Source organism: Rhodococcus sp. GXMU-t2271 (assembly GCF_041414735.1).
GTDB lineage: Bacteria > Actinomycetota > Actinomycetes > Mycobacteriales > Mycobacteriaceae > Rhodococcus > Rhodococcus indonesiensis.
Window position 1 is genome coordinate 98,560 of record NZ_JAUIZP010000060.1, and the last position, 15,482, is coordinate 114,041.

Below are 15,482 nucleotides of genomic sequence, written 5' to 3' on the forward strand. Positions count from 1 at the left end.
TCCCCGGCCCGCCGTCCTTCCGTCCCGCGGCTAGGCTGAGCCGCATGAGTGAGCAGCGCAGCCACGGATTCTCCACCCGAGCGATCCACGCCGGATACGATCCCGACCCGGCCACCGGTGCCGTCAACGTCCCCATCTATGCGAGTTCGACGTTCGCGCAGGACGGCGTCGGTGGGATGCGCGGCGGCTTCGAGTACGCCCGCACCGGCAACCCCACTCGCAAGCCGCTCGAGGCGAATCTCGCCGCCATCGAGGCGGGAACGTTCGGCCGGGCCTTCAGTTCCGGGATGGCCGCCACCGACTGCCTGCTGCGTTCGGTGCTGCGTCCCGGGGATCATCTCGTCATCCCCAACGACGCCTACGGTGGCACCTTCCGGCTGATCGACAAGGTGTTCACGCAGTGGGGCATCGAGTACACGCCGGCGCCGATCTCCGACGTCGACGCCGTGCGCGAGGCGATGCGGCCCACCACCAAGCTGGTGTGGGTCGAGACCCCGACGAACCCCCTGCTCAACATCGGCGACATCGCGGCACTCGCCGACGTCGCGCACAGCGGTGGGGCGAAGATCGTCGTCGACAACACGTTCGCGTCGCCGTACCTGCAGCAGCCGCTCACCCTGGGTGCCGACGTCGCGCTGCACTCGACCACCAAATACCTCGGCGGCCACTCCGACGTCGTCGGTGGTGCGCTGGTGACGAACGACGAGGAGTTGGACGCGAAGTTCGCGTTCCTGCAGAACGGCGCAGGCGCCGTCCCGGGTCCGTTCGACGCATACCTGACGATGCGCGGCATCAAGACGCTGGCCCTGCGCATGGAACGGCACAGCGACAACGCCGAGAAGATCGTCGAGCTGCTCGACGGGCATCCCGCCGTCACCCGGGTGATCTACCCCGGCCACGAGTCGCACCCGGATCACGCCGTCGCCTCGAAGCAGATGCGCCGGTTCGGCGGCATGATCTCGCTGCGTCTGGCCGGGGGCAAGCAGGCCGCCCTCGACTTCTGCGCACGCACCGAGATCTTCACCCTCGCGGAGTCCCTCGGGGGTGTCGAGTCGCTGATCGAGCACCCGGGCGCGATGACGCACGCCTCGACGGCGGGGTCGCTGCTCGAGGTTCCGGACGATCTGGTGCGCCTGTCGGTGGGTATCGAGGATGCCGCCGACCTCGTCGCGGACGTGGAGCAGGCGCTCACGGCCTGACCCGGATGCCGCTCGCGCGTCCGTGCGCGAGCGGCGCCGTCCCTGTTGCTGTAACTTCAAGTCCCGTGTGTGGCGCGTCACAGGACAAGAACTAGAACGCGTTCTCGCATATATATGATATGGATGTAACGAACCGCATCGGTGATCGAGATCACACAGTACGGTGAAGTCGTTCGTCAAGGGATGGGGAGTTCGCGAATGTCAGTTGACCCGTCGGCGGTGATTGTGGCGGTAGCCACTGCGGCGAGTGCCCTGGTACAGGGAGCGGACATCCCGGAGCATCTTCAGGAACAGGTCACGCAGGTCATCGAGTCGTTCCAGGCATCCGCCGAAGCCGTTGCCTCGGCCACGGATCAGCAGGTCACCGACCTCGTCGCGGCGCTGCCCGAACCGATGCGCCCGGCCGCCGAGCAGGCCGTGGCGGATACGACCTCGGCCGCGAAGGACGCGTTGATGCCGCATCTGCCGCCGGAGGCGGCCGCGGTACTCGAACCGCCGGCCGAGAATCCGGTGCAGGCCGTGCTCGAACAGGCGCCGTCGGTGCTGGCCCCGGCCGCGCCGGCGGGACGGCCGTCGGTGTTCGGCGCCCCCGCCCCCGGCGCTGTGACGGGCAGCGGTGCGTGGGGGTCGGCACCGGGCGGGGTGGGAACCGGCGGTGCGGCGGTGACGTTGCCGTCGATCCCGGCGATCCTGCCGGGCACCAACCTGGCGCCGATCGGGGCGATCGCGGTGTTCGCGCCGTGGCTGCGCAAGGCCGGGAAGTTGTGCGAGGGCGTCGGGGCGCCGGTCCTGGCGGCGTTGTATTCGGCGGAGAACGGATTCCGGTACGGACCGAGCGCTCCGGTCTCGCCGGTGGGCGCGAAGGGGCCGGGGCAGTTCATGCCGGGTACCTGGGATGCCTACGGCAAGGACGCCGACGGGGACGGGCGGGCCGACGTGCTTGGCATCGCCGATCCGGTGATGGCGTCCGGGAATCTGTTGTGCGACAACTACCGGCAGATCGAGCAGTGGAAGGCACAGGGGGTGGTGCGCGGCGACACCCTCGACCTCACGCTCGCGGCGTACAACGCGGGCCTCGGGGCCGTGCGCCGATCCGGGGGCATGCCGTCCGGCCTGCCGGACTACGAGAACCAGACCAAGCCGTACGTGGCGAAGATCCGGGCGACCGAGATGGTGTTCGCGCGGTTGCTCTCACCGTTCTTCGGGCTCGGGCTGCCGGGGATGACCGAGACCGGTAACCGGGTGGTGGATCTGGCGTTCCGGTACCTGGGGCTGCCGTACGTGTGGGGCGGCGGCAACATCAACGGTCCCTCCGGCGGCGGGTTCGACTGTTCGGGCCTGACGTCGTACGCGGTGTACGCGGCGACGGGGATGACGTTGCCGCGTACGTCGCAGACGCAGTGGCGGGTCGGCACCGAGATCCCGATCGAGCTGGCCCGGCCGGGGGATCTGGTGTTCGGCAACTGGCAGTCCGACGGGCCCGGGCACGTGGGCATCTACATCGGCGGCGGCCAGATGGTGCATGCCCCGACGTTCGGAGACGTGGTGCGCGTCGGCGCGGTCTTCCCCGGCATGAAGGCCCGCCGTCTGATCTGAGGTGCCGTACGCAAGAAGGGTCCGACCGGAGGCACCGGTCGGACCCTTCTCGCGTGTCGGTCGAGCCGCGCGACGGCTCGCCGCCGATCAGCTGTGGTACGGCTCCGCGCTGACGAGCGTCACCTTCATGGTGCTGCCGTTGGGAAGCGTGTACTCGCGGGTCTCGCCGACCTTCGCGTCGATCAGGGCACCGCCCAGCGGGGAGCTGGGGGAGTAGATCTCGATCTCGTTGCCCCGGGCGCCCTCCTCGCGGGTGGCGATGAGGAACGTCTCCTTGTCGCTTTCGTCGCCGTCGTAGTAGACCGTGACGACCGAGCCGGGCAGCGCGACGCCGGACTGCGTGGGCGCGACACCGACCTTCGCGTTGTTCAGCAGTTCCTGCAGCTGACGAATCCGGGCCTCTTGCTGACCCTGCTCCTCGCGAGCGGCGTGGTATCCACCGTTCTCCTTGAGGTCGCCCTCCTCGCGGCGCTCGTTGATCTCGGCCGCGATGACGGGACGATTCGCGATGAGCTGGTCGAGTTCTGCCTTGAGTCGGTCGTACGACTCCTGTGTCAGCCAGGTCACCTGGGTCTCGGTCATCCTCGATCACTTCCTTCGGGTTGGAGCTCCCGGCTCCGTCGACTGGTCGCCGCAACTCGCAGCGACGACGGCAACGCGGATCCCTCGAACGTTCCCCCCAAGCCAGTGGCGAACAGGACCGCACTGCTTCCTATGCAGCAATACACGGCCCCAAAGGGTGGAACCGTGTATCAGGCAATTCTAGCACCAACGTGGTCGCGACCACGGAATCCGCAGCGTGCGGTCAGTGCGCGCGCAGGTATTCGGGCACCTCGAAGCTGCAGCCGTACATGTCCGCCATGCCCGGCCGCTGCGACGTGATCACCGGCGCGTCCATCAGCAGGGTGCCGGATTCGGACGACGGGATCAGCACCTCGCGCCGGCCCGTCTCGGATCCGTCCTTCGACCGCGAGCGGATGATGCACACCGCCTCCTGCGAAGGGTCCTTCCGCGTCACGGTGAACTGCACCTGCACGGTCGAGTCGTCGACGACGGTGTAGGTGACGACCTCGCTCTCGATGTCCGGGGTGCCGAACTTCTGGTAGAGCAGGAACGCCGCGAGCACCCCGGCGACGAGCCCGACGGCGACCAGTGCCCACAGCCAGGTGCGGCGGGATCCGCCCGTCGCCGGGTAGCGGCCGGTCGGGTAGCGGTCGGTCGGGGTGGTGTCGGTCATCACACTTACTTTCGTGCACCCGCGGGCGCAGCGGGGGCGTGGCTGACGAGGGACGTGTCAGGTGGAACTATAGGGGAGGAACCCAGGACGCCGGCCCGCAGTGCCGGTGGTCCGGGTAGCGACGATGCAGCCGACGGCGAGGTGGAGGAAAGACGTGAGCGGACTACGGCTCATGGCCGTGCATGCCCATCCCGATGACGAGTCGAGCAAGGGTGCCGCCACGACGGCCCGCTATGCCGCGGAAGGGCACGAGGTGCTGGTGGTCACCCTGACCGGGGGTGAACGCGGCGACATCCTCAACCCCGCGATGGACATCCCCGGGATCCGGGACCGCATGCCCGAGGTCCGGCGCGAGGAGATGGCCGAGGCCGCCCGCATCCTGGGGGTGCAGCAGCGGTGGCTCGGGTTCGTCGACTCGGGGCTGCCGGAGGGTGATCCGAAGCCCCCGCTGCCCGAGGGCTGCTTCGCGCTGGTGCCCCTCGAGGAACCCACCCGCAAGCTCGTCGAGGTGATCCGGGAGTTCCGGCCGCACGTGATGACCACCTACGACGAGAACGGCGGCTACCCGCACCCCGACCACATCCGGTGCCACGAGGTCTCCGTCGCGGCGTACGAAGCGGCCGGCGACCCCGACCGCTTCCCCGAGGCCGGACCGGCGTGGAAGGTGCAGAAGCTGTACTACTCGCACGGGTTCATCCGCAAGCGCCTCGAGCTGTTCCGCGAGGAGTACGAGCGGCGGGGCGAGCCGTTCCCTATGGAGGAGTGGCTCAAGCGGTGGCGCACCGAGCAGGGCGACATCATGGCGCGGGTGACCACGCAGATCACCTGCAGCGACTACTTCCCCAAGCGTGACGACGCGCTGCGCGCCCATGCGACGCAGATCGATCCCAACGGCTCCTTCTTCGCCGTGCCGCTGGACATCCAGCAGAAGGTGTGGCCGACGGAAGAATTCGAGTTGGCCAAGACCCGCGTGCACACGGCGATCCCCGAAACGGATCTGTTCGCGGGCATCGAGGACGGACAGGTGAGATGACGGTAGGCATGTTGGCGGCCGAGGTCCTGGCCCAGGACCCCACCGGCCCCGAATTCGGCAAGGCGTCGCCGCTCGGTCTCGCACTGATCGTGATCCTGCTCGTGGCGACCGCCCTGCTGATCCGCTCGATGAACAAGCGGCTCGGCAAACTGCCCGAGACGTTCGAACCCGAGCATCCGGAGCCGGACCAGGCCGCCGACGAGGGGACCGATCGCGGGGCGGCGGAAAACCCTCGCGGAGCCGCGCAGAACCCTCGCGGAGCCGCGCAGAACCACAGACCCGACCACCCCCAGCCCCCGATGGCCGCGAACTGACGGACGCGTCGTGACACCCCCGGCGCCCGAGACCCGTCACCGGAACACTCTCGGTGAGGCGACCAGCCCCTACCTGCGGCAGCACGCCGCCAACCCGGTGCACTGGCACCAGTGGGGCGAGGAGGCGTTGACCTGGGCCCGCGAGCGGGACGTGCCGGTCCTGCTCTCCGTGGGGTATGCGGCGTGCCACTGGTGCCACGTGATGGCACACGAGTCGTTCGAGGACGAGGCCACCGCCGCGCTGATGAACGAGCACTTCGTGTGCATCAAGGTGGACCGGGAGGAACGCCCGGACATCGACGCGATCTACATGAACGCCACCGTCGCGATGACCGGGCAGGGCGGCTGGCCGATGACGTGCTTCCTCACCCCGGACGGCGCTCCGTTCTACTGCGGCACCTACTACCCGAAGCTGCCGCGCGGCGGGATGCCGTCGTTCACCCAGCTGCTCGAGGCGATCGCCGAGACCTGGCGCAACCGTCGCGCCGACGTGCACCGCTCCGCCGTCGCGATCGTCTCGGAACTGCGCCGCGGCAGCGGCGGCCTCGCGCCGGGCGAGCGGCCGGTGGACGCCGCGCTGCTCGACGCCGCCGACGCCTCCGTCGCCGCCGACGAGGACGCGGTGCACGGCGGGTTCGGGGGCGCCCCGAAGTTTCCGCCGTCCGCGCTGCTCGAGGGCCTGCTGCGCGGATACGAGCGCAGCGGGAACCCGGCCGTGCTGTCCCTCGTCGAACGGACGGCCGAGGCGATGGCGCGCGGTGGCATCTACGACCAGCTGGCCGGGGGTTTCGCCCGCTACAGCGTCGACGCCGGGTGGGTGGTTCCGCACTTCGAGAAGATGCTCTACGACAACGCGCTGCTGCTGCGGATGTACGCGCATCTCGCGCGTCGGACAGCGGCGCCCTGGGCGCGACGGGTCACCGAGGAGACCGTCGAGTTCCTGCTGCGGGACCTGCGCACCGCCGGACGGTGCTTCGCCTCCGCGCTCGACGCCGACACCGACGGGGTCGAGGGCCTGACCTACGTGTGGACGCCCGGGCAGCTGGCCGAGGTCCTCGGTGACGACGATGCGCAGTGGGCGGCCGAGCTGTTCACCGTCACCGACGCCGGCACCTTCGAACACGGCGCGTCGGTGTTGCAGCTGCGCGCCGATCCGGACGACGCCGAACGCTACGAGCGGGTACGGGCCGAGCTGTTCGCCGCCCGGCTGCAGCGTCCGCAGCCCGGCCGCGACGACAAGGTCGTCACGGCGTGGAACGGTTTCGCGATCACCGCGCTGGCCGAGGCCGGTGCCGCGTTCGGTCGCGCCGACTGGGTCGAGGCCGCCGTCGACTGCGCGCGGACACTGCTCGAGCTGCACCTGGTGGACGGACGGCTCCGGCGCGCCTCTCTCGGCGGCACGGTCGGTGTCCCGGCCGGTGTGCTCGAGGACTACGGTGCCCTCGTCACCGCCCTGCTCGCGGTGTACCAGGCGACGGGCGACGCCGCGTGGCTCGACCCGGCCCGGGAGCTCGCCGACGTCGCCCTGAACCACTTCCAGGATCCGGCACGGCCCGGAAGCTGGTTCGACACCGCCGACGATGCCGAAACCCTGGTGGCGCGGCCGCGGGATCCGACCGACGGCGCCACCCCGTCGGGGGCGGCGCTGATCTGCGAGGCCCTGCTCACCCTCGCCGCGGTGGTGCCCGAGGACCCGCGGTACGCGGACGTGGCGGACGCGTCGCTGCGGTCGGCGGTGGTGCTGCTCGAACGGGCGCCGCGCTCGGCCGGACACTGGCTCGCCGTCGCCGAGGCGGCGGTGCGCGGACCCGTCCAGGTGGCGACGGTCGGCGGCGGCGAGCTGCTCGCCGTCGCGCGGCAGGCAGCTCCCGGCGGCGCCGTCGTGGTCGGCGGGGACCCGGACTCGTCACCGTTGCTGGCCGGCCGACCGCTGGTCGACGGACGCCCGGCAGCCTACGTGTGCCGCGGATACGTGTGCGACCGGCCCGTCACGACGGCGGCCGAACTGCGTGCGGCGCTCTCGGCGTGAGCGATCCGGGTCTCAGTCGGCGCGGGACGAGGCCAGCAGAGCCGGCAGGGGAGCATCGATGCTGTTGTCGTCGAACGCCTCGAGCACGGCGCGGGCGATCGCGCGCTGCACGGCCCACTGCTTGCCCGCACGGGTGCGCACGGTGATCCGCAGCGTCACCGATTCGGGGGTGACGGAGTTGACGCCGAGCATCTCGGGCGGCTCGAGGACGTCGCGGGCCAGGTCGTCGCGTTCGACCGTCTCGAGCGCGGCGCGCAGCGCCACCTCGCACGCCCGGTGGACGTTGGCGGCGTGGGCGATGGGGGCGTCGACGACGGCGACGGCGTAACCCTGGCTCATGTTGCCCACGCGCAGGATCTCGCCGTTGCGGCAGTACCAGAGGGTGCCGCTGATGTCGCGGACGGTGGTGACCCGCAGGCCGACCGATTCCACGGTGCCGACCGCGTCGCCCAGGTCGACGACGTCGCCGACGCCGTACTGGTCCTCGAGCAGCATGAACATTCCGGAGATGAAGTCACGCACCAGGTTCTGCGCACCGAAACCGAGGGCCACGCCGACGATGCCGGCGGACGCGATGAACGGTGCGACGTTGAGTCCGAGGGTGCCCAGTATCTGCAGGACGCACCAGACGAGCAGCACGACGGAGACACCGGACTTGAGCACCGAGCCGATCGTCTCGGCGCGCTGGGTGCGCCGCTCGTTGACCAGCACACCCGGCAGGCCCTTCGGGGCGCGTTCCTGGAAGGGGCGGAGCAGGCCGGGCTTGCTGCTCTGGTGCCGCGGCTTCGTCATCCGGTCGATGAACCGGTGCAGCACGAACCTCAGGATCAGCGCCGCCAGGACGTATCCCGCGATCGCCAGCGGCCGCTCGACGAGCCACTCCCGGTTGGTGTCGGTCAGTTCGAATGCCAGTCGCTGAACAGTCATCGCGGCCGAGTCTACGGATCCTTGACGTGGCTGCCACCGATGTGATCTTCGTCCGATCGGGTTTACCCGAACACCACCAGCCACACGGCGACGGCATGGCAGAGGGCGGCGAGCACCGTCGCCGCATGGAAGAACTCGTGGTAGCCGAAGACGTGCGGCCACGGGTCGGGCCACTTCGTGGCGTAGAGGATCGCGCCGATGCTGTAGAGGATTCCCCCGACGAGCAGCAGCACCATGGGGACGATGCCCGCCTCGTCGATCAGCTGGCCGGCGACGGGGACGATCGCCCAGCCGAGCAGCAGGTACAGCGGGACGCCCACCCAGCGTGGCGCGGTGGGCCAGAGCATCTTCAGGGCCACGCCGGCGAGGGCCCCGGTCCACACCACCGTCAGCAGCATGCGACCGGTGTCCGGGGGCAGTGCCAGCGTGGCGAACGGGGTGTAGCTACCGGCGATGAACAGGAAGATCATCGAATGGTCCGCGCGTTTCATCCACGTGCGCGCTCGCGGGTCGTGCCAGTGGACCCGGTGGTAGAGGGCGCTCACGCCGAACACGCCGCAGACGGTGAGGCTGTAGATCACCGTCGACCAGCCCGCGGGTGGATCGGCCACGGTCTGCGACAGGATCACGAGCGCGGCGCCGGCCACCACGGCCACACCGAATGCCCACAGATGGATCCAGCCGCGCATCCGCGGTTTCACGGGCAGTTCGTCGATCCCGAATACCGTCATCGGCCGGGCCTCCCTTCGATACCGAAGAGTAACCTACGCTTCCGTAACTTGCCTGCCGTACCGGACCCCGGGATGGGAGGAGTCACACTCGGGGCCGCACCCGACCGCCGCCGCGACCCGAGGCCACCGTGAGCGTAATGTGACCCGCGTGGTGATCTCGGGGTGAACGCGCGCGGCCTGCTGTATCAGCTCTACGAACGACGGCTGCTGAGCAAGCTGGACGGCGCGCCGCACCCCCGGCATGTCGCCGTGATGTGCGACGGCAACCGTCGCTGGGCCCGCGAGAACGGGTTCACCGACGTCAGTCACGGACACCGGATGGGTGCCCTCAAGATCGCCGAACTGCTGAGCTGGTGCGATGCCGCCGGCATCGAGCGGGCCACCATCTACCTGCTCTCCACGGAGAACCTGCGGCGTGAGCCCGAGGAGCTCGAGGCCCTGCTCGAGATCATCACCGACGTCGTCGAGGAGATCTCCGGTCCGGAGCAGAACTGGAGCGTCAAGATCGTCGGCACGCTCGACCTGCTGCCGGACGAACTGAGCCGGCGCCTGAGCGAGGCCGCACAGCGCACGCAGGGCCGCACCGGCACCCACGTCAACGTCGCGGTCGGCTACGGCGGCCGGCAGGAGATCGCCGACGCCGTGCAGGCCCTGCTGCGAGCCAAGCAGCGCGAGGGGCTCGACGGCGAGGGGCTGGTCGAGGCCGTCACGGTCGAGGCCATCAGTGATCATCTCTACACCTCGGGACAGCCCGACCCCGACCTCGTGATCCGGACCTCCGGCGAGCAACGGCTCTCGGGCTTCCTGCTGTGGCAGAGCGCGTACTCCGAGATCTGGTTCACCGAGGCCTACTGGCCGGAGTTCCGTCGCGTCGACTTCCTGCGCGCCCTGCGCGACTTCGCGGCGCGGCACCGCCGCTTCGGCGCCTAGCCACCGGTGCGTCCTTTGGGCTGTCCCCGCAGCCCAAAGGACGCACCGGCGGCGCAGCCGCCTACAGTTTGCGCAGGCGCAGACGGTTGATCGAATGGTCGGAGTCCTTGCGCAGGACCAGCGTTGCGCGCGGCCGCGTCGGCAGGATGTTCTCCACCAGGTTCGGCCGGTTGATCGAGTGCCAGATCTCCTTCGCGGCGCCCACTGCGTCGCGGTCCGACAAGTTCGCGTAGTGGTGGAAATGCGCCTCGGGATCGGAGAACGCCGTCTTGCGGAGCGCGAGAAACCGCTCCACATACCATTTCTCGATGTCCTCGAGGCGAGCGTCGACGTAGATCGAGAAGTCGAACAGGTCCGACACCATCAGCCTCGGACCGGTCTGCAGGACGTTCAGGCCCTCGATGATGAGGATGTCCGGTTGCCGCACCACGTGATATTGGCCCGGGATGATGTCGTAGGAGATGTGCGAGTACACCGGGGCCGCCACCTCCGCGGCGCCGGATTTGACCTCGGTGACGAACCGGAGCAGTTTGCGCCGGTCGTAACTCTCCGGAAACCCCTTGCGATGCATGATGTTCCGTCGCATCAGCTCCCGGGACGAGTACAGGAAGCCGTCGGTGGTCACCAGGTCCACCCGAGGATGGTGTTCCCAGCGCGCCAGCAGTGCCTGCAGCACGCGCGCCGTGGTCGACTTGCCGACCGCGACCGAGCCGGCCACTCCGATCACGAACGGCACCTGCTGGTCCGGATGCTTCTCGCCGAGGAACGTTGCGGTCGCGGCGAACAGGCGCTGCCGTGCGGCGACCTGCAGATGGATGAGACGGGCCAGCGGAAGGTACACCTCCGCCACCTCCGCCAGATCGATCTGCTCGCCGAGGCCCCGCAGGCCGCGCAGTTCTTCCTCGGTCAGCACCAGCGGCGTCGACTTGCGCAGCGTCCGCCACTGCTTGCGGTCGAACTCGACGTACGGACTCGGCTCGCTCAGACGCGCCACCGGCACACTCCCGACTCGACGGGCCCGGCGGCACACGCCGGGGATGGCTCGCAGCGAAGGATGTCCATATCGGCCGATTGTGCTCGCTGACACATCCGCTCGCTGCGCGGGGTCCGGTTTCCGGGGTCGCCGACGGGCCGTGGACCGGTTCGGGGTACTAGGGTGCGAGGGCATGGACCCGGACTCGCTGGTGCGTGAATACCTCCTGCTCGGCTTGGCGTTCGACCGGCTCGAGGAGGGTTTCGTCGACGCCTTCACCGGTGACCCGGACCTGCGTCGCCGTGTGGAGAACGCGCCGGCTCCGGATCCTCGTGACTTGTCCCACATCGCACGCAGGCTGCGGGCCGAGCTGCCTGCGACGGGACTCTCCGGCGAGCGCACCCGCTTCCTCGACGTGCACCTTCGCGCCCTCGACTGCTCGGCCCGCAAGTTCGCCGGTGAGGACATCGCCTTCGTCGAGGAGGTCGAGGCCTACTTCGACGTGCGTATCGACATGGGCGACGAGGATTCGTACCGCGACGCCCACCGGCGGATCGACGCGCTGCTGCCCGGCAGCGGTCCGCTCGCCGAGCGGCTGCAGGCCCACCGCAAGTCCGAGGTCGTTCCCGCGGACCGCCTCGCCGAGTGCGTGGACGCCTTCTCGAGCGCCCTGCGTGACAAGGTCCGCGCGGTGTTCCCGCTACCCGAGACCGAGACCGTCGAATACGAGGTGGTCGGCGACAAGCCGTGGTCGGGGTTCAACTACTACCTGGGCCACTACCGCTCCCGCGTCGCGATCAACTCCGATCTCGACCAGCACATGTCGCACCTGCCTCGGCTGATCGCGCACGAGTCCTATCCCGGCCACCACACCGAACACTGTCGCAAGGAGGCCGGACTCGTCGCCGGGGGGCACGACGAGCAGACCCTCTTCGTCGTGAACACCCCGCAGTGCCTCATGGCCGAGGGGCTGGCGGACCTCGCGCTCGAGACGATCGTCGGACCGGGCTGGGGGAAGTGGGCCCAGGACATCTACGCCGACCTGGGCCTGCGCTTCGACGGTGAGCTCGCCGAGCAGCTGCACGAGGCGTCCGCCGGGCTGCTGAGCGTCCGCCAGGACGCCGCCCTGCTCCTGCACGACCGGGGGCGCACCGGCGACGAGGTCGTCGCCTTCCTGGAGCGCTGGTCCCTGTCGAGCCCGGAGCGGGCCCGGCAGTCGCTCCGCTTCCTGTCGTCGCCCTTGTGGCGCGCCTACATCAGCACCTACGTCGAGGGGTACCGCCTGCTCGGCGGCTGGCTGGCGCAGGCACCGGCAGGGACGGAACGCGTCGAACGGTTCCGTCGCCTGCTCGACGAACCCCTGGTGCCCAGCGTCCTGCGGTGACGAGCAGTCGTGACCTGCGCCGTCGCCCGAGGGGACCGGGTTCCTGGACCGGGGGCAGGGTTCGTAGACTGGTAGGTGAATTCCCGCCGTCCCCAGCTTGGAGAAACCTCGATGACCGTTGTGCCCGGCACCGACGTCAACACCGCCTCGCTCGCAGATCTGGACCCCGAGCTGGCGCAGGCCATGGCCGGCGAGCTGTCGCGCCAGCGTGACACGCTCGAGATGATCGCGTCGGAGAACTTCGTGCCGCGCGCGGTGCTCCAGGCGCAGGGCAGCGTGCTCACCAACAAGTACGCCGAGGGATACCCGGGACGCCGCTACTACGGCGGCTGCGAGAACGTCGACATCGTCGAGGACCTCGCCCGCACCCGCGCCAAGGAGCTGTTCGGCGCCGAGTTCGCGAACGTCCAGCCCCACTCCGGGGCGCAGGCCAATGCGGCCGTGCTGATGGCGCTGATGAACCCGGGCGAGAAGCTGCTGGGGCTCGACCTCGCCCACGGCGGGCACCTGACCCACGGCATGAAGCTGAACTTCTCCGGCAAGCTGTACGACGTCGCCTCCTACGGGGTCAGCAAGGAGGACCACCGCGTCGACATGGACGAGGTCCGCTCGATCGCGCTGACCGAGAAGCCGAAGGTCATCGTCGCCGGATGGTCCGCGTACCCGCGGCACGAGGACTTCGCCGCGTTCCGCTCCATCGCCGACGAGGTCGGTGCCTATCTGTGGGTCGACATGGCGCACTTCGCCGGCCTCGTCGCTGCGGGCCTGCACCCGTCGCCGGTGCCGTACGCGGACGTCGTGTCCACCACCGTCCACAAGACCCTCGGTGGCCCGCGCTCGGGTCTGATCCTCGCAAAGCAGGAGTGGGCGAAGAAGATCAACTCCGCGGTGTTCCCGGGCCAGCAGGGCGGCCCGCTCATGCACGTCATCGCCGCGAAGGCCGCCGCGCTGAAGATCGCCGCGAGCGAGGAGTTCAAGGACCGGCAGCGCCGTACCGTCTCCGGCGCGAAGATCCTCGCCGAGCGACTGATGCAGTCCGACGTCACCGACAAGGGCATCACCGTGCTGACCGGCGGCACCGATGTGCACCTCGTCCTCGTCGACCTGCGCAATTCGCAGCTCGACGGCCAGCAGGGCGAGGACCTGCTGCACGAGATCGGCATCACCGTCAACCGCAACGCGGTGCCGTTCGACCCGCGTCCCCCGATGGTCACCTCCGGCCTGCGTATCGGCACCCCGGCGCTGGCCACCCGCGGCTTCGGCGACGAGCAGTTCACCGAGGTCGCCGACATCATCGCGGCCGCACTGACGGGCGCGTCCGACGCGGCGACGCTGCGCGGCCGGGTGAGCGCGCTCGCCGCCGCCGCTCCGCTGTACCAGGGTCTGGAGGACTGGAAACTGGTCTAGGCGCGGCCCCCGGCCCGTGCCGGAATTGCCACGTTTACCCAATCTTCACCGACACGCCTCTTCGCTCGTCGAGCGAACGGGGCGTGTCGGCGTTAGCGTCGAGGGTGTAGACGGCGCAGTTGCCGGCTACGCGGGAGGTCCTGATCGTGACTGTGTCAGACAGAGCGAGGGGCCGGCACCCGGCCCTCGTGTCCTTCGTGGACACCAGGTTCGACCGGCCCATCGAACGAAGTCTGTGTGGTGCTACACAGGCCTAGGAGCCTCACGTGACTGCAACACGCTCCGTCCCCGCCCGCCGCTCCGGTAGGACCCCGGCGAAGAAACCCGATGTACGCACCTACGTGCTGGACACCTCCGTGTTGCTCTCCGATCCGTGGGCGGTGACCCGCTTCGCCGAGCACGAAGTGGTGCTACCCCTCGTCGTGATCGGCGAACTCGAAGGCAAGCGGCACCACCACGAACTGGGTTGGTTCGCGAGGGAATCGCTGCGGCTGCTCGACGACCTGCGCCTGCAGTACGGGCGGCTCGATCAGCCCATCCCGATCGGGGACGCGGGAGGCACCCTGCACGTCGAGCTCAACCACACCGACCCGCAGGTGCTGCCGGCCGGATTCCGCACGGACACCAACGATTCCCGGATCCTGGCGTGCGCGCTGAACCTCGCCGGCGACGGGCACGACGTGGTGCTGGTCAGCAAGGACATCCCGCTCCGGGTCAAGGCCGGCGCCGTCGGGCTGAGCGCCGACGAGTACCACGCCCAGGACGTGGTGACGTCGGGCTGGACCGGCATGACCGAACTCGAGGTGGACCGGACGCTGATCGACGACCTGTTCGCCGAGGGCATCGTCGACCTCGACACCGCGAGGGATCTGCCGTGCCACACCGGGATCCGTCTGCTGGGTGGCTCGTCCAGCGCCCTGGGCCGGGTCACGCCGGACAAGCGGGTGCAGCTGGTGCGCGGAGACCGGGAGGCGTTCGGGTTGCACGGGCGTTCCGCGGAACAACGAGTGGCGCTGGACCTGCTGCTCGACGAGTCCGTCGGCATCGTCTCGCTCGGCGGCAAGGCGGGCACGGGCAAGTCGGCGCTGGCACTGACCGCGGGCCTCGAGGCCGTGCTGGAGCGTCGCACCCAGCGCAAGGTCGTGGTGTTCCGTCCGCTGTACGCCGTCGGAGGGCAGGAGCTGGGCTATCTCCCCGGCAGCGAGAGCGAGAAGATGGGACCGTGGGCGCAGGCCGTGTTCGACACCCTCGACGGTCTCGCCAGCCCGGAGGTCATGGACGAGGTCATCAGCCGGGGCATGCTGGAAGTGCTTCCGCTGACCCATATCCGGGGCAGGTCGCTGCACGACTCGTTCGTGATCGTCGACGAGGCGCAGTCCCTCGAGCGCAACGTGCTGCTCACCGTGCTCTCCCGCCTCGGCGCCGGCTCACGGGTGGTGCTCACCCACGACGTCGCCCAGCGCGACAACCTGAGGGTGGGCCGTTACGACGGCGTCGCGGCCGTGATCGAGAAGCTCAAGGGACATCCGCTTTTCGCGCATGTCACCTTGACCCGCAGTGAGCGTTCGCCGATCGCGGCGCTGGTGACGGAGATGCTCGAGGAGTTCGCCCCCGGCGCCTGATGCCTGCTGTCGTCGGCCGGCTGTCGTGGGCCGAATGTCACATCGCGTCGATGACGGCGGTTTCAGGCGGCCGATGCGACAAGCTCGGTGAACGCTTCGG

Annotated in this window: 14 protein-coding genes; 9 read left to right on the plus strand and 5 right to left on the minus strand. The window is 69.5% G+C overall.

The features are described from left to right. Positions 1 to 44: 44 nt before the first annotated feature. Together QYS60_RS21775 and QYS60_RS21780 are read left to right on the plus strand one after the other, a co-directional pair. Positions 45 to 1,199, plus strand: a complete 1,155-nt coding sequence (locus tag QYS60_RS21775) for a cystathionine gamma-synthase (RefSeq protein WP_003935087.1) — start codon at positions 45 to 47, stop codon at positions 1,197 to 1,199. Positions 1,200 to 1,397: 198 nt separating this feature from the next. Then, positions 1,398 to 2,795, plus strand: a complete 1,398-nt coding sequence (locus QYS60_RS21780) for a bifunctional lytic transglycosylase/C40 family peptidase (RefSeq protein WP_040781413.1) — start codon at positions 1,398 to 1,400, stop codon at positions 2,793 to 2,795. A gap of 87 nt (positions 2,796 to 2,882) precedes the next feature. On the opposite strand, the gene greA is transcribed toward QYS60_RS21780, so the two are convergent. Both greA and QYS60_RS21790 read right to left on the minus strand, forming a co-directional pair. Then, positions 2,883 to 3,377 (minus strand): transcription elongation factor GreA, encoded by a 495-nt coding sequence (gene greA / locus QYS60_RS21785; RefSeq protein WP_003935085.1) that lies wholly within the window; start codon positions 3,375 to 3,377, stop codon positions 2,883 to 2,885. 223 nt (positions 3,378 to 3,600) lie between these two features. Next, positions 3,601 to 4,032, minus strand: coding sequence for a DUF4307 domain-containing protein (locus QYS60_RS21790; protein ID WP_003935084.1), 432 nt, complete (start codon positions 4,030 to 4,032; stop codon positions 3,601 to 3,603). 154 nt (positions 4,033 to 4,186) lie between these two features. Here QYS60_RS21790 and mca point away from each other — a divergent pair, with 154 nt between their 5' ends. Genes mca through QYS60_RS21805 form a run of 3 tightly spaced genes read left to right on the plus strand, consistent with a single transcriptional unit; the run spans position 4,187 to position 7,408 of the window. Further along, positions 4,187 to 5,065, plus strand: a complete 879-nt coding sequence (mca, locus tag QYS60_RS21795; RefSeq protein ID WP_003935083.1) for a mycothiol conjugate amidase Mca — start codon at positions 4,187 to 4,189, stop codon at positions 5,063 to 5,065. Then, complete coding sequence (locus QYS60_RS21800; RefSeq protein WP_289379894.1) at positions 5,062 to 5,379, plus strand: hypothetical protein; 318 nt, start codon at positions 5,062 to 5,064, stop codon at positions 5,377 to 5,379. The genes mca and QYS60_RS21800 overlap by 4 nt, the downstream gene beginning before the upstream one ends. 10 nt (positions 5,380 to 5,389) lie before the next feature. Continuing rightward, positions 5,390 to 7,408 carry a thioredoxin domain-containing protein gene (locus QYS60_RS21805; RefSeq protein ID WP_371384251.1) on the plus strand — a complete coding sequence of 673 codons (2,019 nt, stop codon included), beginning with the start codon at positions 5,390 to 5,392 and terminating at the stop codon, positions 7,406 to 7,408. A 12-nt stretch (positions 7,409 to 7,420) separates the two neighbouring features. Here QYS60_RS21805 and QYS60_RS21810 read toward each other — a convergent pair whose 3' ends face one another. Next, the gene (locus QYS60_RS21810; protein WP_059174819.1) at positions 7,421 to 8,335 is read right to left on the minus strand and encodes a mechanosensitive ion channel family protein; all 915 of its coding nucleotides are present in this window, start codon (positions 8,333 to 8,335) and stop codon (positions 7,421 to 7,423) included. 62 nt (positions 8,336 to 8,397) lie between these two features. Next, entirely contained in the window at positions 8,398 to 9,066 is a 669-nt protein-coding gene (locus QYS60_RS21815) for a hemolysin III family protein (RefSeq protein WP_003935079.1), read from the minus strand. A 162-nt stretch (positions 9,067 to 9,228) separates the two neighbouring features. Between QYS60_RS21815 and QYS60_RS21820 the strand changes: the two genes are divergently transcribed. Further along, positions 9,229 to 9,996, plus strand: coding sequence for an isoprenyl transferase (locus QYS60_RS21820; RefSeq protein ID WP_003935078.1), 768 nt, complete (start codon positions 9,229 to 9,231; stop codon positions 9,994 to 9,996). A 61-nt stretch (positions 9,997 to 10,057) separates the two neighbouring features. On the opposite strand, the gene coaA is transcribed toward QYS60_RS21820, so the two are convergent. Further along, positions 10,058 to 10,990 carry a type I pantothenate kinase gene (gene coaA / locus QYS60_RS21825; RefSeq protein WP_003935077.1) on the minus strand — a complete coding sequence of 311 codons (933 nt, stop codon included), beginning with the start codon at positions 10,988 to 10,990 and terminating at the stop codon, positions 10,058 to 10,060. A gap of 172 nt (positions 10,991 to 11,162) precedes the next feature. On the opposite strand from coaA, the gene QYS60_RS21830 reads away from it, so the two are divergent. From QYS60_RS21830 to QYS60_RS21840, 3 genes are all read left to right on the plus strand, one after another. After that, entirely contained in the window at positions 11,163 to 12,353 is a 1,191-nt protein-coding gene (locus QYS60_RS21830) for a DUF885 domain-containing protein (protein WP_371384252.1), read from the plus strand. Positions 12,354 to 12,464: 111 nt separating this feature from the next. Next, entirely contained in the window at positions 12,465 to 13,760 is a 1,296-nt protein-coding gene (gene glyA, locus QYS60_RS21835) for a serine hydroxymethyltransferase (RefSeq protein WP_371384253.1), read from the plus strand. Between the two features lie 266 nt (positions 13,761 to 14,026). Next, positions 14,027 to 15,382 (plus strand): PhoH family protein, encoded by a 1,356-nt coding sequence (locus QYS60_RS21840; protein WP_371384254.1) that lies wholly within the window; start codon positions 14,027 to 14,029, stop codon positions 15,380 to 15,382. Positions 15,383 to 15,482 lie beyond the last annotated feature (100 nt).